We start from the raw sequence: 18,075 nt of genomic DNA, 5'->3' as shown, positions 1-18,075 counted from the left end.
ATCGCAAATATTGCGTCATGCAAGAACGCTGTCAGGCGAGAGCGACGTCCAGATCGCGTTGCACACTCGCATGACCGGTCACGGCTTCAGCAAGCGCTCCGCGAAGTGCCTCGACAACACGTGCGATGTCGAGCTCCGTCATCTGAGCATAAAGCGGCAGGATAATCGTTTGCTGTTGCGCTGATACGCTTCGCATCAGGCTTGTGGCAACGCGATGCGAGCTCCGGTCGGAATAGGCTCTCTCCAGATGAATGTTCATCACGCCGCGCCGCGTCGAGATCCCCTGATCGAGGAGGGCTTGCATGACCGCCCGTTGATCGACCGTTTCAGGCAATCTCACACAGAAGCTCTGCCAGTTGCTGCGAGCCCAACGTGGCTCCACCGGCGACAGCCCTGCTGATATCACGGACAGGTGCTTACGATACTGCTCGGCAAGCAGCCTCCGCTGCGCGATCAGCCCCGGCAGACGCCGCAATTGCTCGCGTCCGACGGCGGCCTGAAGGTCAGTCATACGGTAGTTGTAGCCCAGTTCGTCATAGTCTTCGAAGATCACCTGTTTCGAGCCGTGACGAACGGTATCGGTAACGCTCATGCCATGCTGGCGCCATAGCCGGAATTTTCGGTCATATTCGGGATTGGCCGTAGTCAACATGCCGCCGTCACCTGTCGTGACGACCTTCCGGGGATGGAAGGAAAAGCAGGCAATGTCGCCATGCGCCTTGCCGATCTTTTCCCAGCGCCCGTCCCAGAGGATTTCGCTTCCCGTCGCGCAGGCTGCATCCTCGATAACCGGTATCTGAAGGCGCTTGCCGATCTCCACGATCGGGCGGAGATCGCAAGGCATGCCGAGCTGATGCACGCAGAGAATTGCTTTGGTGCGCGGTGTGATTGCGGCTTCGATCAGGCTGGCGTCGATATTGTAACCATCCGCCTCGATGTCAACAAAAATAGGCACCCCATCGCAATACCGAATGGCATTCGCGGTTGCGATGAACGAATGGCTGACCGTGATGACTTCATCGCCGGCACTGACACCGACGGCCTTCAGGGCGAGATGCAGCGCAGTCGTGCAGTTGGAAACGGCGCAGGCATGCGCCGCACCGACAAAGGCGGCAAATTCGCTCTCGAAAGCAGCGACTTCCGGCCCCTGCGTCACCCATCCTGACAGAATAACGCGGCGCGCAGCCTCCGCCTCCTCCTCTCCAAGAACGGGTTTGGCGACCGGAATTGTAGACGGCGACGGGCTCATGCAGCTTGACCTCCTGCTGCGGCAGTCTTCAGCTGCCACCAGGCAACGAGGTCGCGAAGCCCTTGTTCCATCGATATTTCCGCTTTGAATCCAAGGAGTTTCTCGGCCTTGCTGATATCGGCAAGACGACGGGTCACGCCATTAACCGCACGAGCCTCTTTGTGCTGCGGTTCGAGTGATACCCCCATGATGCTGCTCAGCATCTGCGCGAGTTCAAGGAGGCTTATTTCCCTGCCGCTCGCGACATTGAACACTTCATCCGTAACATCGCTCTTCGCAGCCAGCAGGTTTGCCCGGGCGATGTCGCGTGCATCGACGAAGTCCATCGTCTGACTACCGTCTCCATGGACAACCGGCGGCATTCCGGCGGCCAGACGCTCCATCCAGCGGATCAGCACTTCGGTATAGGCGCCGTAAACGTCCATTCGCGGCCCGTAGACGTTGAAATAGCGAAGCGCCACATAACGCAGGCCGTACATGTCCGCGAAACTGCGAAGCAGCCCCTCGTTGAACGTCTTGGCCGCCCCGTAGATCGTCCTGTTATTGTAGGGATGATGCGCTTCGGTGGTCGGAAAGCTCTCGGCAAGCCCCAGCACAGAGGCAGAAGAGGCAGCAACGACCTTCGACACACCTGCCTTGACGGCTGCTTCAAGGACATTGAACGTGCCCTCGGCCAACACATCGAAGGCGAGCCGCGGATCTTCCGCGCATTGCGTAATGCGGATGGCCGCCTGATGAAAGACGATGTCGACGCCTTCGAAGGCTTTTGCCAGAAGCGCTCTGTCGCGGATATCTCCCTCGATGATGTTAACGGACCCACTGGCTATTGCCGTGCTGAGATTGTCCCGGCGTCCGCGCACGAAATTGTCGAGGATGATGATCTCACGCGGTTTTTCCAATGCGACGAGATCGGCAATATGAGACCCGATCAGGCCGGCTCCGCCGGTAATGAGCACCCGTTGATTTCTCACGATCTTCCTCCACGCGATATATCCAGCACAGGATCGGCTTCCGTGCGCCAGCGAATGAACTTCGCCGGCACACCGGCGACAACTGAAAACGGCTCGACATCGGAGACGACGACTGCGCCTGCCCCGACGATTGCCCCCTTCCCGATCGTCACGCCGGGAAGAATGGTCGCGTTCGTACCGATATCGGCCCATGCGCCGATGCGGACCGGCTTGATTTCGAGATCCGTGCGGATGATTGGCACGTCAACCGGCAGTGCCGTGTGGGTCGAGCCAAGTACTTTGGCGCCAGGCCCCCAGCCGACACAATCCTCAATGACCAGGTCACGCGCGTCGAAATAGGCCATCGGGCCAATCCAGACATTGTCGCCGATCACGCAAGTGCCGTCGAAGCGCCCCTGGATATAGGCCTGGGCACCGATGAACACGCCATTGCCGATTTCGAAGGTCTCCGGATGTTTGAAACCGGCACCACCTGCGACCTGAAGTCCAGTGCCGCAGCTGCGCGCAATCGCTTGCCAGATGGCTTTCCGCATCAGGGTGTCGACGACACCGTCACCGCTGGCGAAGCGACCGTAGAGCTCGATCAGGCCAGCGCGCCCGTATGATTGCCTGAGTTCTTCGGCTAACCCAGCCTGGTAGGCAGGGTCCGCCGGCCTTTCGTGGCGGCCATGGACCGCCTGCACGACCCTGGCCTCGCCTGCACGACTAGCTGACATAGGCGTACTCCAGCGCAGCGGCCACCTGATCGACGTGCCACGCAGGCATCTCGGGATAGATCGGCAGCGAGAGGACTTCCCGTGCCGCGGCTTCCGAGACCGGGAAATCACCGGCTTGGTAACCAAGGTCGGTATGGGCCTTCTGCAGATGAACGGGGATCGGATAGTGCAGCCCGGACTGAATGCCTTCTGCAGCGAGCACGCGCTGAAGCGCATCGCGATCACGGCTTCTGATGGCATAAACGTGGTAGACGTGGCGCCGCTCCGCGGCCTCGGCAGGCGTCTTTAAATGCGCCGATCCCGCAAGCAGCGAGGAGTAGCGGCGACCATGCGTTCGACGCGCCTCGGTCCAGGCTTCGAGATGCCGGAGCTTGATACGCAGGATAGCGCCTTGAATGGCATCCATGCGATAATTGAAGCCCTTCAGCAGATGGTGATAGCGCTGCTCCTGACCCCAGTCACGCAGCATGCGCATCGTCTTGGCGTGATCGTCGCTGTTCGTGACGACGATACCTCCCTCGCCGCAGGCGCCAAGGTTTTTGCCCGGATAGAAGCTGAAGCAGCCGGATGTGCCGATGCTGCCGGCGCGCGCGCCCTTGTAGCAAGCTCCATGTGCCTGGCAGGCATCCTCGATGACCGGTATCCGGTAATGGTCGGCGATCGCCTTGATCGCGTCCATATCGGCCATCTGGCCATAGAGGTGGACGGGAATAATGGCCTTGGTCCGGGACGTAATCTTCGCCTCGAGCTCGGCCGCATCCATTGTGAGCGTCACGGGCTCGACATCGACGAAGACAGGTCGTGCACCTGTGTAGCAGATCGCCGACACCGTCGCGACAAAGGTGAATGGCACGGTGATGACTTCATCGCCAGGGCCGACACCCGCCGCAAGAAGGGACAGATGCAAAGCACTCGTCCCGGTATTGACGGCAATCGCATGCTTGACATTGCAATAATCTGCGAATTCCTGCTCAAGACGGATGACCTCCTCGCCCAGTATGTATTGTCCCGAGGCCAGGACGCCGAGCACGGCGGCGTCGATTTCGCTCTTGATGGATTGATATTGTGCTTTGAGGTCCAGAAAGGGGATCATGCAATGCGCCTCGCCTCTTCGAGCTCGATGATACGGCCGCGCTGAGCGAGCGACCGACTTGCGGCTTCAAGAATGCGAACGACACGCAGGCCGGCATGGCCGTCCGTGATGGGCCGCGAATTCTGCTCGATGCACTCAACGAACTGATCCAGTTCGCGTTTCAATGCCTCGGTCATATCGAGCTTGGGCGCCCACATGTCACCACTGCGGTAGCCGACCATCATCTGATGCACCTTCTCGCCATAGGCCTGAGAATTCGGGTTCAGCGTGATGCCCTTGTCGTAGACTTTGATTTTTTCGCTGGGCTCCAGATCGTCGTAGACGACCATCTTGTTGCTGCCGCCGATCAGCGTGCGGCGCACCTTGACGGGTGCCAGCCAATTGACGTGGATGTGAGCGATGAGCTTGCTTTCGAAGAAGAGCGTCAGATAGGCGATGTTTTCCGGCTCGCCGAGTACATGGCTCATGCCCGTCGCTGAAACAGCCACCGGCCTTTCCTGCACAACATGATCCAGGATCGAGAGATCGTGCACCGCGAGATCCCAGATGACGCTGACATCATGCTGGAAAAGCCCCAGATTGACGCGAACCGAGTCGTAATAATACATGTCGCCCAAGCCGCTCTCGACCAGTTCGCGCATCTTGCGAACGGCACCTGTGTGGACGAAGGTATGATCGACCGCCAGCACGAGGCGTCGGCGTGTGGCCTCTTCGACCATCCGCGAGGCTTCCTCCGTCGTCGAAGCCATCGGCTTTTCGACGAAGACATGCTTTCCGGCCATCATAGCCTGCATTGCGAGCTTGAAATGGGTGAAGACCGGCGTCGCGATAGCGATGGCATCCACTCTCGGATCGCGCAGGACTTCCTCAAAATCATCAGTAATCGTCACTGCGGGGTAGCGGCTTTTGACAGCCGCCAACCGTTCGACATTGAGATCACAGACTGAAATGAGTTGCGCACCGGCCGCTTCCGAGATGTTGCGAACCAGGTTCGGGCCCCAATACCCATATCCAACAACAGCAATACCGATCATCGCATTCCTCCCAACGCTTGCATGTCAGCTGCCCGGTCATGAACGCGACCGGTAATCCTGGCCGGAACACCGGCGACAATGGCGCCCGCAGGCACATCTTTTGTTACAACTGCCCCGGCGCCGACCTGCGCGGCTTCTCCGATGGTTACGCCAGGCAGAATGGTCGCATTGCTGCCGATTGACGCGTGGCGCTTGACCAGCGTGGGGATAACAACCCAGTCTGCTTCGGTCTGCAGACTGCCATCCGCATTGACGGCGCGCGGGTACGTGTCATTGGTGAACATCACCCCGTGGCCGATAAAAACGCCGTCTTCCAGCGTCACGCCTTCGCAGATGAAGGAGTGGCTGGAGATTTTGCAGTCTTTTCCGACGAGGACGTTTTTCTGGATTTCGACGAAAGTGCCGACGCGTGTTCCCGCGCCGATCGTGCAACCATAGAGATTCACAAGATCTCGATGATGGATGACGCAGCTATCATCCAGCTTTACGTTTGATGCAATCATACGCATGCACCCCTTACTCTTCTACAAACCGGATTTCTAAATGAAACCGTCAACCATATGATTGCGCCCAAGGTTTCATTTCGAAAAACCAAATATTTCTTTCCATTCAAAGAGAATTGTTTTCGCCATCGGAGTAAAGAAACAAAACGTCTAAGCTTATTCACCTAAAGACGTATCTACCTATGACGATGTACGCCGAAGTTCATAGCCAACGATCAACATTGGTGATGGAGCAAGCGCGGACCGGCCCCGATCATGCGCCGGGGGTGAGCATTATTTTCATGCGTTTAGCAGTTCGTCCGTAACCGAGGAGCAACGTAATCAACCCCTCCGCGAATGACCTAGTATCGCATGAGTTTATACCAAGAATTAAGTCCTCTTTACACCTTACGATGGAACTAATCTGCTCCTTTAGCCTATATTAGCTAGTTTAAGATAAAAGGAACTGTGGTATCTAGTTCCTACTTTAGTGCTGCCAAACCCTCATATCTGAAGGGCTTGAGTGTTCGGTTGTTGTTGAGGCGTAGAGAAACTCGGCTGGGGAGGATGAAGCAGTGAATTCAGCGCTTGTACCAAATTTAGACCTTAGGCAGGAAAATGTAGCTCTTCCACTTAAGGTAGAGAATAGTTCTACTGGTTTGAGCTTACAGTCGAGGCCAAAGCACTCTTTGGTTATCCTCGACAACCGTGAACTTGATCGGCAATGCCTCGCGCAGTGCATGGCCGCCTACAAGACGGATTTACTTATACTGGCATTCGGAAGTGTCGAGGAGTGGAAGCAGAAATGCGACGAATATCCGCCGCTTTCGGCAATCCTCCTGAACATTGGCGGCAAGAAGATCGATGAGCCCTCTGTTTCGGGGCAGATCAGGAGCCTTGCTGCGGAATTCGGGGCGATACCAGTCATCATATTGGCTGACAGCGACGATTTCGGCCAAATCGTGAGGGCGATCGAATACGGGGCCAAGGGCTACATACCCGCTTCGGTAAGCATCAGCGTCTGCATGGAGCTGATCGCACTGTCGGTAGCGGGCGGCGTTTTTGTGCCTGCAAGCACGCTATTCGCCATGCGTCACCTGCTGGAGTCCAGCAATACGACCGCTCGTCCGCTGGCCGGGATCTTCACGGATCGTCAAGCCGAAGTCGTAGAGGCACTTCGGCGCGGAAAGGCGAACAAGATCATCGCCTATGAGCTCAATCTGCGAGAAAGCACCGTCAAGGTACATGTTCGCAATATCATGAAAAAGGTCAAAGCAACGAACAGAACGGAAGTTGTGTTCAAGCTAAATGATCTGTTTCAGGGTGGTATTTCCGGCTTCAGCGCAAATAAGACGCTGTGCTGACACCGTCGTCCGATCAGAGCTTTTCACATGCCGCAAGCACGTTCTTGCTCTAACTTATCCCGGTGGCGCAGACCAAAAGGCCACCGGGTTCTGTTTAAGCTGCGGCACCTCGGACCCGCTGTCGCTTACCCGAATATCTGACGTCGCCATAGCGCGTTCGAAACTGTCGAAGATCTCCGATTCTGCCTTACATCCGCGTTTTGGCGTGGGCAGCGATCAAGCGCTCAACCATCGGCTATTGTTTCCGTGCCCTGCGGATGAACCAGATGAACCCCACTCATCCTGCAACTCGTCGCCCAATAGAATTCAAGGCACACCAGTATCTGGGCCCAATGGTTTGCTTGCAGACCAACTTCATCCAGGGCAATGAATTTCGCACTTCGGGGGAAACCTCCAGAGCGAAGCGCTGAATAGCCACGGCTGTGGCAACATCGAAATTATTGAACGCCATGCCGGCCAGTCGAAGCGCCTCTTTCCCGAGATCTCTGGCAAGAAAGCGTCTTAGTTTCTCATCTTTCTTGAGGCTATCTGCGCCCTGGCGAAACAGAATATCGAAAGCCTGTTTTCTTTGTCGAAGGTCGGGAAGAATACTTTGTCCATAGTATTGCAGCGACATATTCGAAGCATGTCTGCGGTATACTGCTTGATCTTCGTTGATGTAGCCCACTCCGGCATGCGATGCGAGCCGCAGCCACATCTCCATATCGCCGGCATGGGGCAGTTCCTTATGGTAGCCGCCGACCTGCTTTTGCAGCGTCGTTCTCACGACGGCCGTCGGCGTCGGAACCAGGTTGCTTGCTCCGCTCAACCGCATGAACTGCGGACCGGACAAGACCCGTATGGCGGGCACATTATTGTCTCCGAGAGGATCGACCCGCTTGGTTATGATGCCATCTGACTCAGCGATGAGTGCGTTCCCGAACGTGAAACCTACATCCGGATGATTGTGCATAAGCTCCGCGGCGCGGCCCAACGCGCCCGGCAAAAGATAATCATCTGCGGAAAGAAGCAGGAATAAGTCGCCGCCGGCCCACTCGATCCCCTCATTATAGGTGGCAATGTGGCGCTTGTTTACCGTGTGCCGCCTATAGGCCACCCGTTTGTCCCGGGATGCCAAGGCCATTCCGACTTCCGGCGTGTTGTCTGGCGAGGCGTCATCCAGAATTAGAACGCGCACATCCACATTGGCTTGCGAAAGAACGCTTTCAACACATTCCTGCAGGAAATGAGCGTAGTTGTAACAGGGAATTACGACATCAACACGTTGCAAACTTATTCCTCCGCAGGCAATCGTTTCGTTCGGGCCATTTCATGACACCCTGAATTCGGCTTGCTTTCGCTCTTATGTGTTCTTCACTCCCCGTTTCACTCGCGCCAACGTTGAAGCGTGCGCCCGTATCGCCGACTTCGTGCAAGACCATGCAGCTCTCAAGAAGGCGGATCGGGCAAGCAGCCGGGAGCCTGCACGCTTCAAGCCGCTCTGAACGCGCTCCCGACGCGTGAGCGCAAAACGGGTCCGGGATCGAAACGTATCGTAAAATGCGACATTCGGGCTCAAGCTTCCTGATTTCCAGGGCTTCACATTGGTCACGAAATGAACGATCGCGGGCTTATGCTCGAGAGTGATACGAGCAAGCGCCTGCGTAGGCTCGAACTGAAAATTCCAGGCGCGGTCCAGGACTTTCCACTTTCCGTCGCAGGCGACGTTAAGAGCGTCCTGATCAGAATATTCAGTGGTCGGAAAGCGATCGAGATAGTCCAAAGACCGTTCCGATATTCGCTCGGTTCGCCATCTTGCAAGGTCGATAAGAAGAATGCCGGCGTTGAAGTAGCGCTCGACTCGAGCGCCGCCTGTAGCACCCCGGCCGCTGCTCACCACATTGTCCAGCCAGTAATCCGGTACAGCCCCGATCACTGCCTCGCCCAGATCGATATTCCACAACTGTTCGAGCGCCGTCAGCACGAGGATGTCACCATCCAGATACAGAGCCCGGTTGCAAGTCTCCGGGAGGAACTGCGGCAGAAGGATCCTTGCGAAGGTCATCTTCGAGACGCCGGGGCGAGTGGAAAATCCGCTCGCGAAGGACAAGGTACCGATGGGATGCCACTGGATGACGGCAGAGTTTGCGGGCAGAGAATCAAAGATCCGTCGCTTGGTTTCTTCGCTTATTCCTTCATGAATGACATGGATATCCAGGGGCCATGCGCTTCTGTTGTTCTCGGCGACCGATCTAAGGGCGGTCGCCAAGGGAACGGCGTAGGCCGCATCGACCGCAAAGACGATAGGCCCCAATCGTTGTTTTGCGCCCACAGGGGCTGCTCCTGTTGGTATGCTATGCACATTCATGTTTCCGGCACCATCCCATCGAAAGAAAACGAGCTTCGCCTTATGATCGACGCTGCTGTTCACGTCCCGATCGATACGGCTTCCTGAACAGGAAGGCCGACGGCCGGGGTAGGCAGATGGGTGTAAGCCGGTTGCGGGGACCGGACGCCAGGCATGCTCCTGGTTCCGCCAGAAAGCTTCCACTCGAAATAGGCGATCGTCTTCTCAAGCCCCTCACGCAGGTTCACCGTCGGCTGCCAGCCCAGGTCCTGTTTTGCGCGGCTGATGTCCGGCTTGCGCTGCGTCGGATCGTCGACCGGCAGAGGCTTGTAAACGATGCTTGATTTCGAGCCCGTCATTTCGATGACCATTTCGGCCAGTTCCCGGACCTGGAATTCTCCCGGATTGCCCAGATTGATCGGGCCTGTGACACCGGCCGGCGCGCCCATCAGGCGGATGAAGCCCTCGATCAGATCGTCCACATAGCAGAACGAACGCGTTTGCGTGCCGTTGCCGAAGATGGTGATCGGTTCGTTTTGAAGCGCCTGAACAATGAAATTGGAGACAACACGGCCGTCATTGGTCTGCATGCGCGGCCCGTAGGTATTGAAGATCCGCGCCACCCGGATTTCCACGCCATACTGACGATGGTAGTCGAAGAACAATGTTTCGGCACACCGCTTGCCTTCGTCATAACATGCACGCGGCCCTATGGGATTGACGCTGCCTCGATACTCCTCGGGCTGAGGATGGACTGCCGGATCACCATAGACTTCGCTCGTCGAGGCCTGAAAGATCTTCGCCTTCGTGCGTTTGGCAAGGCCAAGCATATTGATGGCCCCGTGTACATTGGTTTTGACCGTCTGAACGGGATCAAACTGATAATGGACCGGAGATGCCGGACAGGCGAGATTGTAGATCTCATCGACCTCCACATAAAGCGGGAAGGTAATGTCGTGGCGAAGGATCTCGAAGCGTGGGTCGTCGAGAAGATGCAGCACGTTGTCGCGCGAGCCGGTGTAGTAATTGTCCACGGCGAGAACATCATTGCCTTCTCGCAAGAGCCTTTCGCACAGAAATGATCCCAGAAAGCCGGTGCCGCCGGTTACCATAATTCGCTTTTGTCCGTGCATTGGTGTGCTCCGTTGTTGATGGTTGCCCCGTAGAAACGAGGATGGTTAGTAGGCTCCCCTGCGCTTGAAGACCGCAGGAATTGTGCTGAGAAGAATTTGGCAGTCGAACCACAGGGACCGGTTGTCGATGTAGAACTCGTCGAGTTGCTGCTGCAGCTCGATATCCGCATTGCTTCGTTCGGATATCTGCCAAAGGCCTGTGAGCCCCGGCGTTACGGAACGGCGTTTGTTTCGAAATTCGCCGTCCATAGCCAGGAGGTGATATTCCGGAAACGGACGCGGTCCGACGATGGCCATCTCGCCTGCAATGATGTTCGCCAATTGCGGGAGCTCGTCGAAGCTTGAAGTGCGCAGGAGATGTCCGATAACCGGCAGGACGCGCGGATCGTCCTTGAGCTTGAAGTGGGCCAACCACTCGGCACGCATGGCGGGGTTCTCTCGGAACAATGCCTCGAGGCGCTGTTCCGCATCTCTGTACATCGTCCTCAGTTTCAGGACGTGCACCGGCTTGCCGGACAGACCTTCCCTGGCATGTCGGAAGAAGACGGGTCCGGGATCGATGGCGTAGATTGCGGCGGCCGCAACCGCGATGAAGGGCGCAACCACGATTGCGGCAGGGATGGCGATTGCGAGATCGAGGATCCGGCGAACCAGGTCCGTGTTGACCGAACTCCCACCGGTGGTGAGGCGAATACCGATCTCTCCGCCGACATCCGCAGGTCGCAAGCCGCTGATCTTGAGGCTCGGCGTATCGGACAGGAGAATGACTTCGGCGAACTTCCCGCGCATCGCCGCCAGATCGGGTACAAGCGCGCCCGCGTCACCCGCAATCAGGGCAATGGATGGCCCGCCATCGGGCGACGTTTCCGACGTATCAGGGGAAAAGGGCTCCGGCCTGATGCCATACTGCCAATGGTCCTTGAAATGCGCCATGAGCGTGGGGAGAAGATTGCGGCCCCCTATGATCACCGCGCGCTCCCCCCAGATTCCAAGTCTCCAGCACAGGCCTCGTGCGAACCAATGCATGAATGGCTGAACGATCAGCCCGAGGCCAAGGAAGCCAATGATGGCAAGCAGAAGCCGTTCCCCTTCCGGTAGGATGATTGCTCCGAATGCCGCCAGGACAGCCACCTTGACGGCAGCCATCGTGCGCCGCCGCAGATGTTCGTGGTCGTGCAGCCGATATCCGGGATAGAGGCCGGCCGATGCATAAAGAACGATCGCAGCCAGTGCTGCGAGGGTGAAAGCACGCTCCAAAACCGTGCTCTCCGAACCACTGGGAAGAAAGGACAGGAGAGTAAAATAGGCAACCAGATAGCTTGCAATGTCGCCGGCAACCAGGAATGACGACGTTGCGAGCCGCGGAAGCCGGCGCCGCAGTGCGATCGGCATATTCAGCCCTGACTGCCCCAAGGGATCGGCAGACCTGGCTGCTATCGGTGGCACGGAACCTGCCGGAATTGCCCGCGACGCCATGTCATTTGTGGCGGATGTCTTCGACGGACCCGATGTTATCGCTGACGGCGCAAATGAGGACATGATGCTTTTACTCCTCTACGGCCTTTGTCCCGACGTACCCAATCCAGAAACGGCGTCTTCGATCGGAAACTTCCGAAGGCCCAGTCTCTGGAAGGCAGTCAGTGAGATGAAGGTCGGCACGACGAGCGCATAGCGCCGCCACAGCCGTCGCGGCTCGCATAGAAGACGAAACACCCATTCGAAGCCGCTTCTTTGAATGATCCTTGGAGCTTGGCGCTTGAGGCCGGCGTGGAAATCGAAGGCAGCGCCGACACCGATGAGCATCGGTGCCTCCAGACGGTCGCGCATGCGCGCCATCCAGAGCTCCTGCTTGGGAGTGCTCAACCCGACCCAGATAATATCGGCGCCCGACCGATTGAGCCGGTCGGCAATATCTGTTTCCTCCTGCACCGACAGTTGGCGGAACGGCGGCGCATAGGAGCCAACGATCCGTGCTTGCGGAAATTTTGCCAGAAGGCGCGCTTGCAGTTGCTCGAGCGTTTCGGCTGTCGCGCCGTAAAGGAAGTGCCGCAAGCCTTTGGAGCTGCCGGCATTGAAAACGGATAACATGAGATCAGGCCCGTAGACCCTGTCGCTTTCCACATGACCAGCGTGTTTCAGTGCCCATACCAACGGCATGCCGTCGGGGGTTACGAGGAACGCCCGGTTATGGATGGACCGAAGCTCGGGATCTTTTTGACACCGCACGATACCGTGTGCGTCGCGAACGCACACATATTCTTTCCTGCCGTCTTCAATCACCTTTTCAATAAGTCCGGTCGCGCTTTTGAGATTGACTGCGGAAACTCGAACACCAAGGACATTCGTCCACTTCAGGGAATCCTTTGGACCAAGGACTGAAGTTTGGTTTCTGTCTGCTGGTGAATTTCTCATGACCTACGCTTTTGCCAACTGAAACTGTAGCTAGAATATGCTGGCAAGCCTGTTGCCTCCATACTTTCAGCTGCAGCTATTGGACGTAGAAAGACTTCACATTTCTGCGTTCTGTATAGAATGAACTACAATATTCGAAGTAAGGCAGCATCCCCGGGGTATGCCTGATTGCTCTTTTTGATAAGCGTTACCCCAAAATAGCGGTTTGACCTTCGCGCAGTCGCAGAAGACAGTCACTTTAGCGCGACCAAAGCTGGGGAGGTTTGAGCGCAATAAAGCCGGGGAGAGAGACTATGGTGAATTCAACAGGGGTGAATTCAATAGACGAATTGCGGGTGCCGGCCAGAGAGCCTTCAAAGGCGCCCAGCATGACCAACCAGCTGCAGAACGATTTGACCTCTGATGGCTATATCGTCATCAGGGATGTCCTGACGCCTGAGCAGGTGGAAAGATTACGGCGGGCTGCCAAACAATATCTGAGGTCCGGCGGCAAGTATTTGTACGGCGGCAAATTCCAGCTTCACGCCATGTATGTCGTAGACGAGGTCGCCAAGTTTATGACTGCCGATACGATCCTCAATCGCCTCAAGGAAATTACGCAACCGCTCGATGTCGTTCTTACAGGCGAATGCGATCTCATGATCAACACGACATCGTCGTGGCATAATGACGTCCCTCACCATCCTCGCTGCGTTGATGGAAGTATTTTCTCGGACGAGAGCTTCAGGGTCTACAAGATCGCATTCTACCTGCAGGACCAGGACGAGAACTCGAAAGCCACATTGAAGGTGCGACCGAGATCCCATCTCAAGGGTTTGGTCCAAAGCCTGCCAGCGAAAGGCCTTGGGATACGGGCGGGCGATGCAATCATCTTCGACGTGCGTATCGAACACGCCGGGCAGATGCCGACACTGGTTGACAGGAGCCTGCGCAAATTCTTCGAGCGGATCGGGCCACTGCTTCGCCTGGACGTTCAGAAGGCATTCACCGTGACTCGATCGATCATTCGACGGCTCGGCAGAACGCCTGACCGCGTCGCGGTTTTCATGACATTCGGTCCGTCGGATGCAGAGACCTACTCCTATGCCGAGGAAGGCCGCCATCGCCATCCCGGCGTTCGGGGAACGCTCAGTGCGGACGTGCTGACACAGCTCGCCGTCAACAACATTGTTCCACCGATTATCGGGGCGCCTGCCTAACCACATCAGGCCTTCAGGCACCGATCTCAATGCGCACAATCGTACAGGCCATGACTGCGCACCATCGAAAATGGTGCGCAGGACCATGTTGGTCGCGCGGTGAGCCCGGCGGTGCCGAACAGTGCGGCACTCTCGATCAGCTTGACTGCGATCCTGATACCGGCGCCGCCGACAACATAGGTCGGCGATATCAAAACAGCCTCACAACAATCCGACCGCATCCGCAACGAACTATCCCCCATGGCGGCGGCATCTACGTCTAAAGCATGCAGCCATTATCCAGGGACCAGGTTGTACTTACGTCCTCCGCGGTTCCCTCCCCCAAAGGGCGGCGGCCAGGGGTTAGGGGATTGCCAATAAGAGCAGATGTTGCGTGTGTCCATTCACCGGTAGCTTGGAAAGGAATGCATAGCGCAAAGGACATGGCTGGGCAGTAGTTTCTGATGACCTAAGGCGATGGTTCCGGCGCAAGCTGATTGTTCGTAGTTGATGCTTAGAGGGTTGGGATTCCTATGGTTTCGCGTTCTGGTCCTAGTTCTGCACATTACATAATGGAAGCGTCACTCGTTCCGGCATTTTTGGCGGCGACCTCTCCAGTTCCATGCGAGATCCCGGCCAAGCAAAGGGATGCCCTGGATGTCGCCATCATGGAGGTCTCGACGGACACGATCATGATCATGTTGCTGCACCGCAGTGCAGCGCAGCAAGCCGCTTGAGAGGGTGTCATGGAGCGGCAGGGCATCAGCGTTCTTATCAACAATTACAATTACGGTCGCTTCGTCGGGCATGCGATCGACAGCGTCTTGAACCAGGAGGTTGCCGACGTCGAGATAATCGTCGTCGACGATGGGTCCAGCGACGAGTCGCGCTCCGTTCTGGAAGCCTATGACAACCGGGTGAAGGTGATCTTTCAGGAGAACTCGGGACAGGCGGCCGCGATCAACGCCGCCGTGAAGTTCAGCTGCGGCGGCATCCTCTGTTTTCTAGACGCCGATGATTGGTGGGCGCCGGGCAAGCTATCGGCGACGGCAGCGGCTTTTCGCTCGCATCCCGAAGTATCGCTTGTCTACCACCGACTTCAGCCAACTTTGATTGATGGGTCGCCGACCCTCAAGCCGATCCCCCGGACCCTGTGTTCGGGAGACCTGTCGCCGCAGTTGACCAAATCGGCCGGCTGGTGGCCCTTCCCCATGACATCGGCCATTTCCGTACGGCGCAGCGCGTGGGATGCCGCAGGGCCTATTCCCGAACAGTTCCGCATATCCGCCGACGCATGGCTTACGGGGATCTATCCATTTCTTGGCGACGTTGCCGCCTCGCCGGACTCACTTGGATTCTACCGAATTCATAACAACAACTGGTACCGGCCAATTGATGATGTCTGCATGCTGAAAAGGCGAATGGCGCACTGGCAGCGTAGTGTTGAAGCGACGAACCGGTTTCTCTCATTCCACGATTTACCGGCAAGGCTCAGTCTCTCAGATCACTATCCCTTTCAGATGGCTGCAGCAGAGCTCGATGGCGTTAATGCGCGCACCCGGCTCAAGCTTGCTGTCGAAGGGCTGCTATTCGCCGGAGAACCAAACCTGCTGCGGCGGACGCGCGACGCGTTGCGTAGCGCCTACCATCTCCCACGCTCCAGTCGGGACGTGGGCTTGTCGGAGGCAGCGAAATGAAGGCGCTGCTGCTGGTTTCTGAACTGGAAGACTACACCATTTCCTTCGCGAGCGGCGTTGCCCAACACATGCCGGTTGTCCTTGGCGTCCCGCGCCGGCGCTACGCGCATCTTGCTTCCTGGTTTGATCCGGCCGTCGATCTTCACCTTCTGGACTGGCCGCGGCACCGCTCGCTTGCCAATCCCTGGTTCCTGCATCAGCTCACGCGTCTCATCCGGCACGAGCAGCCGAATATCATTCATCTCTTGAGCAATTCCACGCTATGGCTGAACTTTGCCGCGCCGTTCTGGCGCCCGATCCCGCTCGTGACCACCGTCCACGATGTGGAGGTGCATCCCGGCGATTCCGATACGCGCACGCTGCCTGGCTGGGCTCCGGAATTGATGGTGAGGCAGTCAGGGCATGTCGTCGTGCATGGCGAGGGGCTGAAGCGGATGGTCCTCGATCGATATTCAAAGTCCCCGGACTGCGTCCATGTCCTGTCGCATCCTGCCATCCATCGCTATGCGGAACTCGCGCGGCGGCAGAACATGGCGCGGCGTGCCGCCGATGGAACTGTGCGCGTCCTGCTCTTTGGACGGATTTTCGCTTACAAGGGCCTGGAATATCTGATCCGTGCCGAGGCGATGCTCAAGGATGCGCTCCCCAATCTGCACATTACGGTCGCAGGCCGCGGCGACGATCCCTGGGTCTTCAAGTCACTGATGGGAGAGGCCGGCCGCTACGATATTCGCAACCGTTTTATCGAAGACGAGGAGGTCGCCCGGCTTTTCCTCGACGCCGATATAGTCGTCCTTCCCTACACGGAAGCATCCCAAAGCGGCGTGCTCAACCTTGCTGCGGCGTTCGGCAAACCCGTTATCGTGACCGATGTGGGCGAATTGCGAGCGACCGTTGAGCCCAACGGGTTGGGAATGGTGGTCCCGCCAGGCAATGCAGAAGAGCTGGCAAAAGCCATCCGGATATTGGCTGACAATAGCGAGCTTAGAAACAATCTCGGCGCCAACGCGCTCGAATGGGCCACAGGACCGAATTCGCCCGAACAGGTGGGCGCCCGGGCCGCAGCCGTTTATCGCGAGGTGGTCGGATCATGCTGATGAAGGTACGCACCGATGGCCATCAGATGGCGATGCGGAACACCGCAAGCGTCCGCCACTATGTTCCTGGTGGCTGCGAGAACGGCGGCGGGATTGGCAGGCTGGTCGGTTATATAACCAGCACTGCGAAAGAAGGCGGGGCAGAACATGCCGTCACCGATACCAGAGGGCCTCGATGGTCCGCGGCGACGTCGTCACCGCGCCTGCTGGGCGCCATCCTGACGATGGCAAAGGATCGAATCGTCGATCCGACACGCATTCACCATATCCATATCGCGGGCCGCGGCAGCACCTCCCGAAAACTGATCCTGACTGAGGCTGCCCATTTGCTGGGGTGCTTTCACATACTGCACCTGCACGACTACGACTATGCCAGCGACTTTGCCGCACGCTCGCCGCGTCAGCAATCGCTCATACGCCGGATGTTTCAGCGTGCCGATTGCGTTGTGACGCTGGGCCACCGGGATCACATGATACTCGCGACACTTCTGGGCGTAGACGAGAGCCGCCTCGTGATCGCTCACAATTGCGTTCCCGATCCCGGCGCGCACAATGTTCGTGCCGGCGAACCGCCGTTGATCGTTTTCCTCGGTCGGCTGAGCGAACGCAAAGGCGTTCCGGAACTTCTGCTCGCCCTCAGCCATCCGGTCATGAAAGAGCTTCGGTGGCGCGCGGTGCTGGCAGGCGATGGGCCTGTAGAGGATTATCGCCGCCAGGCTGCAGACATGGGCCTTTCAGGTCTGGTGGAGATGCCAGGATGGCTTGGCGCCGACGAGACGCGCGCGCTGTGCGCCCGTGCCGATATCCTGGTCTTGCCATCGCATGCCGAAGGCCTGGCAATGGCGGTGCTCGAAGGACTTTCACACGGACTTGCTGTTGTCACCACCCGTGTTGGAGCGCACGACGAGGTCATCTCCGACGGCGAAACCGGTGTCTTCGTCCCAGTCGGAGACAAGGATGCCTTGGCCGCGGCCCTGGCGAAACTGGTTACGGATCCAGACGTCCGCAGCCGCCTGTCGGCCAGGGCGCGCTCCCATTATCTCAACCATTTCAGCATGAAGGCATATATGCGGTCGATGGAAAAACTCTACGAAACCATCTCCGCGCAACCTCAAGCAAGGGTTAGCGCACAATGACAATTTCAACTTTTCCGCCAGACCGCAACGTCCCGCTGCCGGCGGTGCATTATGAACCCCGATTTCAGACGGAGATGAAATCGGAGGAGTTTGATCTGACGTCTGGTTTACGTTTGCTCCGTCGCAGGATGGTGATGATCGCGGCTCTGATGGTGGTGCTGATGGCGGCTTTCATCGTGCTGATATC

Annotated in this window: 18 protein-coding genes; 7 read left to right on the top strand and 11 right to left on the bottom strand. The window is 57.5% G+C overall.

The features are described 5' to 3' along the window. Positions 1 to 31 precede the first annotated feature (31 nt). From J2X71_RS32670 to J2X71_RS32645, 6 genes are read right to left on the bottom strand one after another with little or no spacing between them, the layout of a single operon-like run. Positions 32 to 1,249 carry a DegT/DnrJ/EryC1/StrS family aminotransferase gene (locus J2X71_RS32670; protein ID WP_310388945.1) on the bottom strand — a complete coding sequence of 406 codons (1,218 nt, stop codon included), beginning with the start codon at positions 1,247 to 1,249 and terminating at the stop codon, positions 32 to 34. Next, a complete protein-coding gene (locus J2X71_RS32665) occupies positions 1,246 to 2,220 on the bottom strand; it encodes an NAD-dependent epimerase/dehydratase family protein (protein ID WP_310388944.1) in 975 nt (324 codons plus the stop codon). Before J2X71_RS32665 ends, J2X71_RS32670 begins: the two co-directional genes overlap by 4 nt. Next, positions 2,217 to 2,936, bottom strand: a complete 720-nt coding sequence (locus J2X71_RS32660; RefSeq protein WP_310388942.1) for an acyltransferase — start codon at positions 2,934 to 2,936, stop codon at positions 2,217 to 2,219. Before J2X71_RS32660 ends, J2X71_RS32665 begins: the two co-directional genes overlap by 4 nt. Further along, positions 2,926 to 4,029 carry a DegT/DnrJ/EryC1/StrS family aminotransferase gene (locus J2X71_RS32655; protein ID WP_310388939.1) on the bottom strand — a complete coding sequence of 368 codons (1,104 nt, stop codon included), beginning with the start codon at positions 4,027 to 4,029 and terminating at the stop codon, positions 2,926 to 2,928. The genes J2X71_RS32660 and J2X71_RS32655 overlap by 11 nt, the downstream gene beginning before the upstream one ends. Continuing rightward, on the bottom strand, positions 4,026 to 5,063 hold the full coding sequence (locus tag J2X71_RS32650) for a Gfo/Idh/MocA family protein (RefSeq protein ID WP_007813020.1): 1,038 nt from the start codon (positions 5,061 to 5,063) through the stop codon (positions 4,026 to 4,028). Before J2X71_RS32650 ends, J2X71_RS32655 begins: the two co-directional genes overlap by 4 nt. Beyond that, on the bottom strand, positions 5,060 to 5,566 hold the full coding sequence (locus tag J2X71_RS32645) for an acyltransferase (protein ID WP_113321745.1): 507 nt from the start codon (positions 5,564 to 5,566) through the stop codon (positions 5,060 to 5,062). The genes J2X71_RS32650 and J2X71_RS32645 overlap by 4 nt, the downstream gene beginning before the upstream one ends. Before the next feature lie 554 nt (positions 5,567 to 6,120). Between J2X71_RS32645 and J2X71_RS32640 the strand changes: the two genes are divergently transcribed. Next, positions 6,121 to 6,909 (top strand): response regulator transcription factor, encoded by a 789-nt coding sequence (locus J2X71_RS32640; protein ID WP_113321733.1) that lies wholly within the window; start codon positions 6,121 to 6,123, stop codon positions 6,907 to 6,909. Between the two features lie 277 nt (positions 6,910 to 7,186). Here the strand turns inward: J2X71_RS32640 and J2X71_RS32635 are convergent, their stop codons facing one another. From J2X71_RS32635 to J2X71_RS32615, 5 genes are all read right to left on the bottom strand, one after another. Then, positions 7,187 to 8,179 (bottom strand): glycosyltransferase, encoded by a 993-nt coding sequence (locus J2X71_RS32635; RefSeq protein ID WP_310388935.1) that lies wholly within the window; start codon positions 8,177 to 8,179, stop codon positions 7,187 to 7,189. Between the two features lie 72 nt (positions 8,180 to 8,251). Further along, positions 8,252 to 9,256, bottom strand: coding sequence for a glycosyltransferase family 8 protein (locus J2X71_RS32630; RefSeq protein ID WP_310389156.1), 1,005 nt, complete (start codon positions 9,254 to 9,256; stop codon positions 8,252 to 8,254). A 59-nt stretch (positions 9,257 to 9,315) separates the two neighbouring features. Continuing rightward, positions 9,316 to 10,368, bottom strand: coding sequence for a UDP-glucuronic acid decarboxylase family protein (locus J2X71_RS32625; protein ID WP_007813015.1), 1,053 nt, complete (start codon positions 10,366 to 10,368; stop codon positions 9,316 to 9,318). A gap of 45 nt (positions 10,369 to 10,413) precedes the next feature. Continuing rightward, the gene (locus J2X71_RS32620) at positions 10,414 to 11,907 is read right to left on the bottom strand and encodes a sugar transferase (protein WP_310388931.1); all 1,494 of its coding nucleotides are present in this window, start codon (positions 11,905 to 11,907) and stop codon (positions 10,414 to 10,416) included. Between the two features lie 15 nt (positions 11,908 to 11,922). Continuing rightward, complete coding sequence (locus tag J2X71_RS32615) at positions 11,923 to 12,780, bottom strand: WecB/TagA/CpsF family glycosyltransferase (RefSeq protein ID WP_310388928.1); 858 nt, start codon at positions 12,778 to 12,780, stop codon at positions 11,923 to 11,925. A gap of 368 nt (positions 12,781 to 13,148) precedes the next feature. Here J2X71_RS32615 and J2X71_RS32610 point away from each other — a divergent pair, with 368 nt between their 5' ends. The 6 genes from J2X71_RS32610 to J2X71_RS32585 all read left to right on the top strand — a co-directional run. After that, the gene (locus tag J2X71_RS32610; protein WP_310388926.1) at positions 13,149 to 13,979 is read left to right on the top strand and encodes a phytanoyl-CoA dioxygenase family protein; all 831 of its coding nucleotides are present in this window, start codon (positions 13,149 to 13,151) and stop codon (positions 13,977 to 13,979) included. A gap of 551 nt (positions 13,980 to 14,530) precedes the next feature. After that, positions 14,531 to 14,695, top strand: coding sequence for a hypothetical protein (locus J2X71_RS32605; protein WP_310388924.1), 165 nt, complete (start codon positions 14,531 to 14,533; stop codon positions 14,693 to 14,695). 9 nt (positions 14,696 to 14,704) lie between these two features. After that, entirely contained in the window at positions 14,705 to 15,655 is a 951-nt protein-coding gene (locus tag J2X71_RS32600; protein WP_310388922.1) for a glycosyltransferase family A protein, read from the top strand. Continuing rightward, positions 15,652 to 16,752 carry a glycosyltransferase family 4 protein gene (locus J2X71_RS32595; protein WP_310388920.1) on the top strand — a complete coding sequence of 367 codons (1,101 nt, stop codon included), beginning with the start codon at positions 15,652 to 15,654 and terminating at the stop codon, positions 16,750 to 16,752. Before J2X71_RS32600 ends, J2X71_RS32595 begins: the two co-directional genes overlap by 4 nt. After that, positions 16,746 to 17,888 (top strand): glycosyltransferase family 4 protein, encoded by a 1,143-nt coding sequence (locus J2X71_RS32590; protein ID WP_310389155.1) that lies wholly within the window; start codon positions 16,746 to 16,748, stop codon positions 17,886 to 17,888. Before J2X71_RS32595 ends, J2X71_RS32590 begins: the two co-directional genes overlap by 7 nt. After that, the coding region (locus J2X71_RS32585) for a hypothetical protein (RefSeq protein WP_310388918.1) at positions 17,885 to 18,075 on the top strand (191 nt) is incomplete at its 3' end. The genes J2X71_RS32590 and J2X71_RS32585, both read left to right, overlap by 4 nt.

It is taken from the genome of Rhizobium sp. 1399 (assembly GCF_031455475.1).
Lineage (GTDB): Bacteria > Pseudomonadota > Alphaproteobacteria > Rhizobiales > Rhizobiaceae > Rhizobium.
The sequence above is the reverse complement of the archived record's forward strand: the minus strand, read 5'-3'. Positions and strand labels throughout refer to the sequence as shown.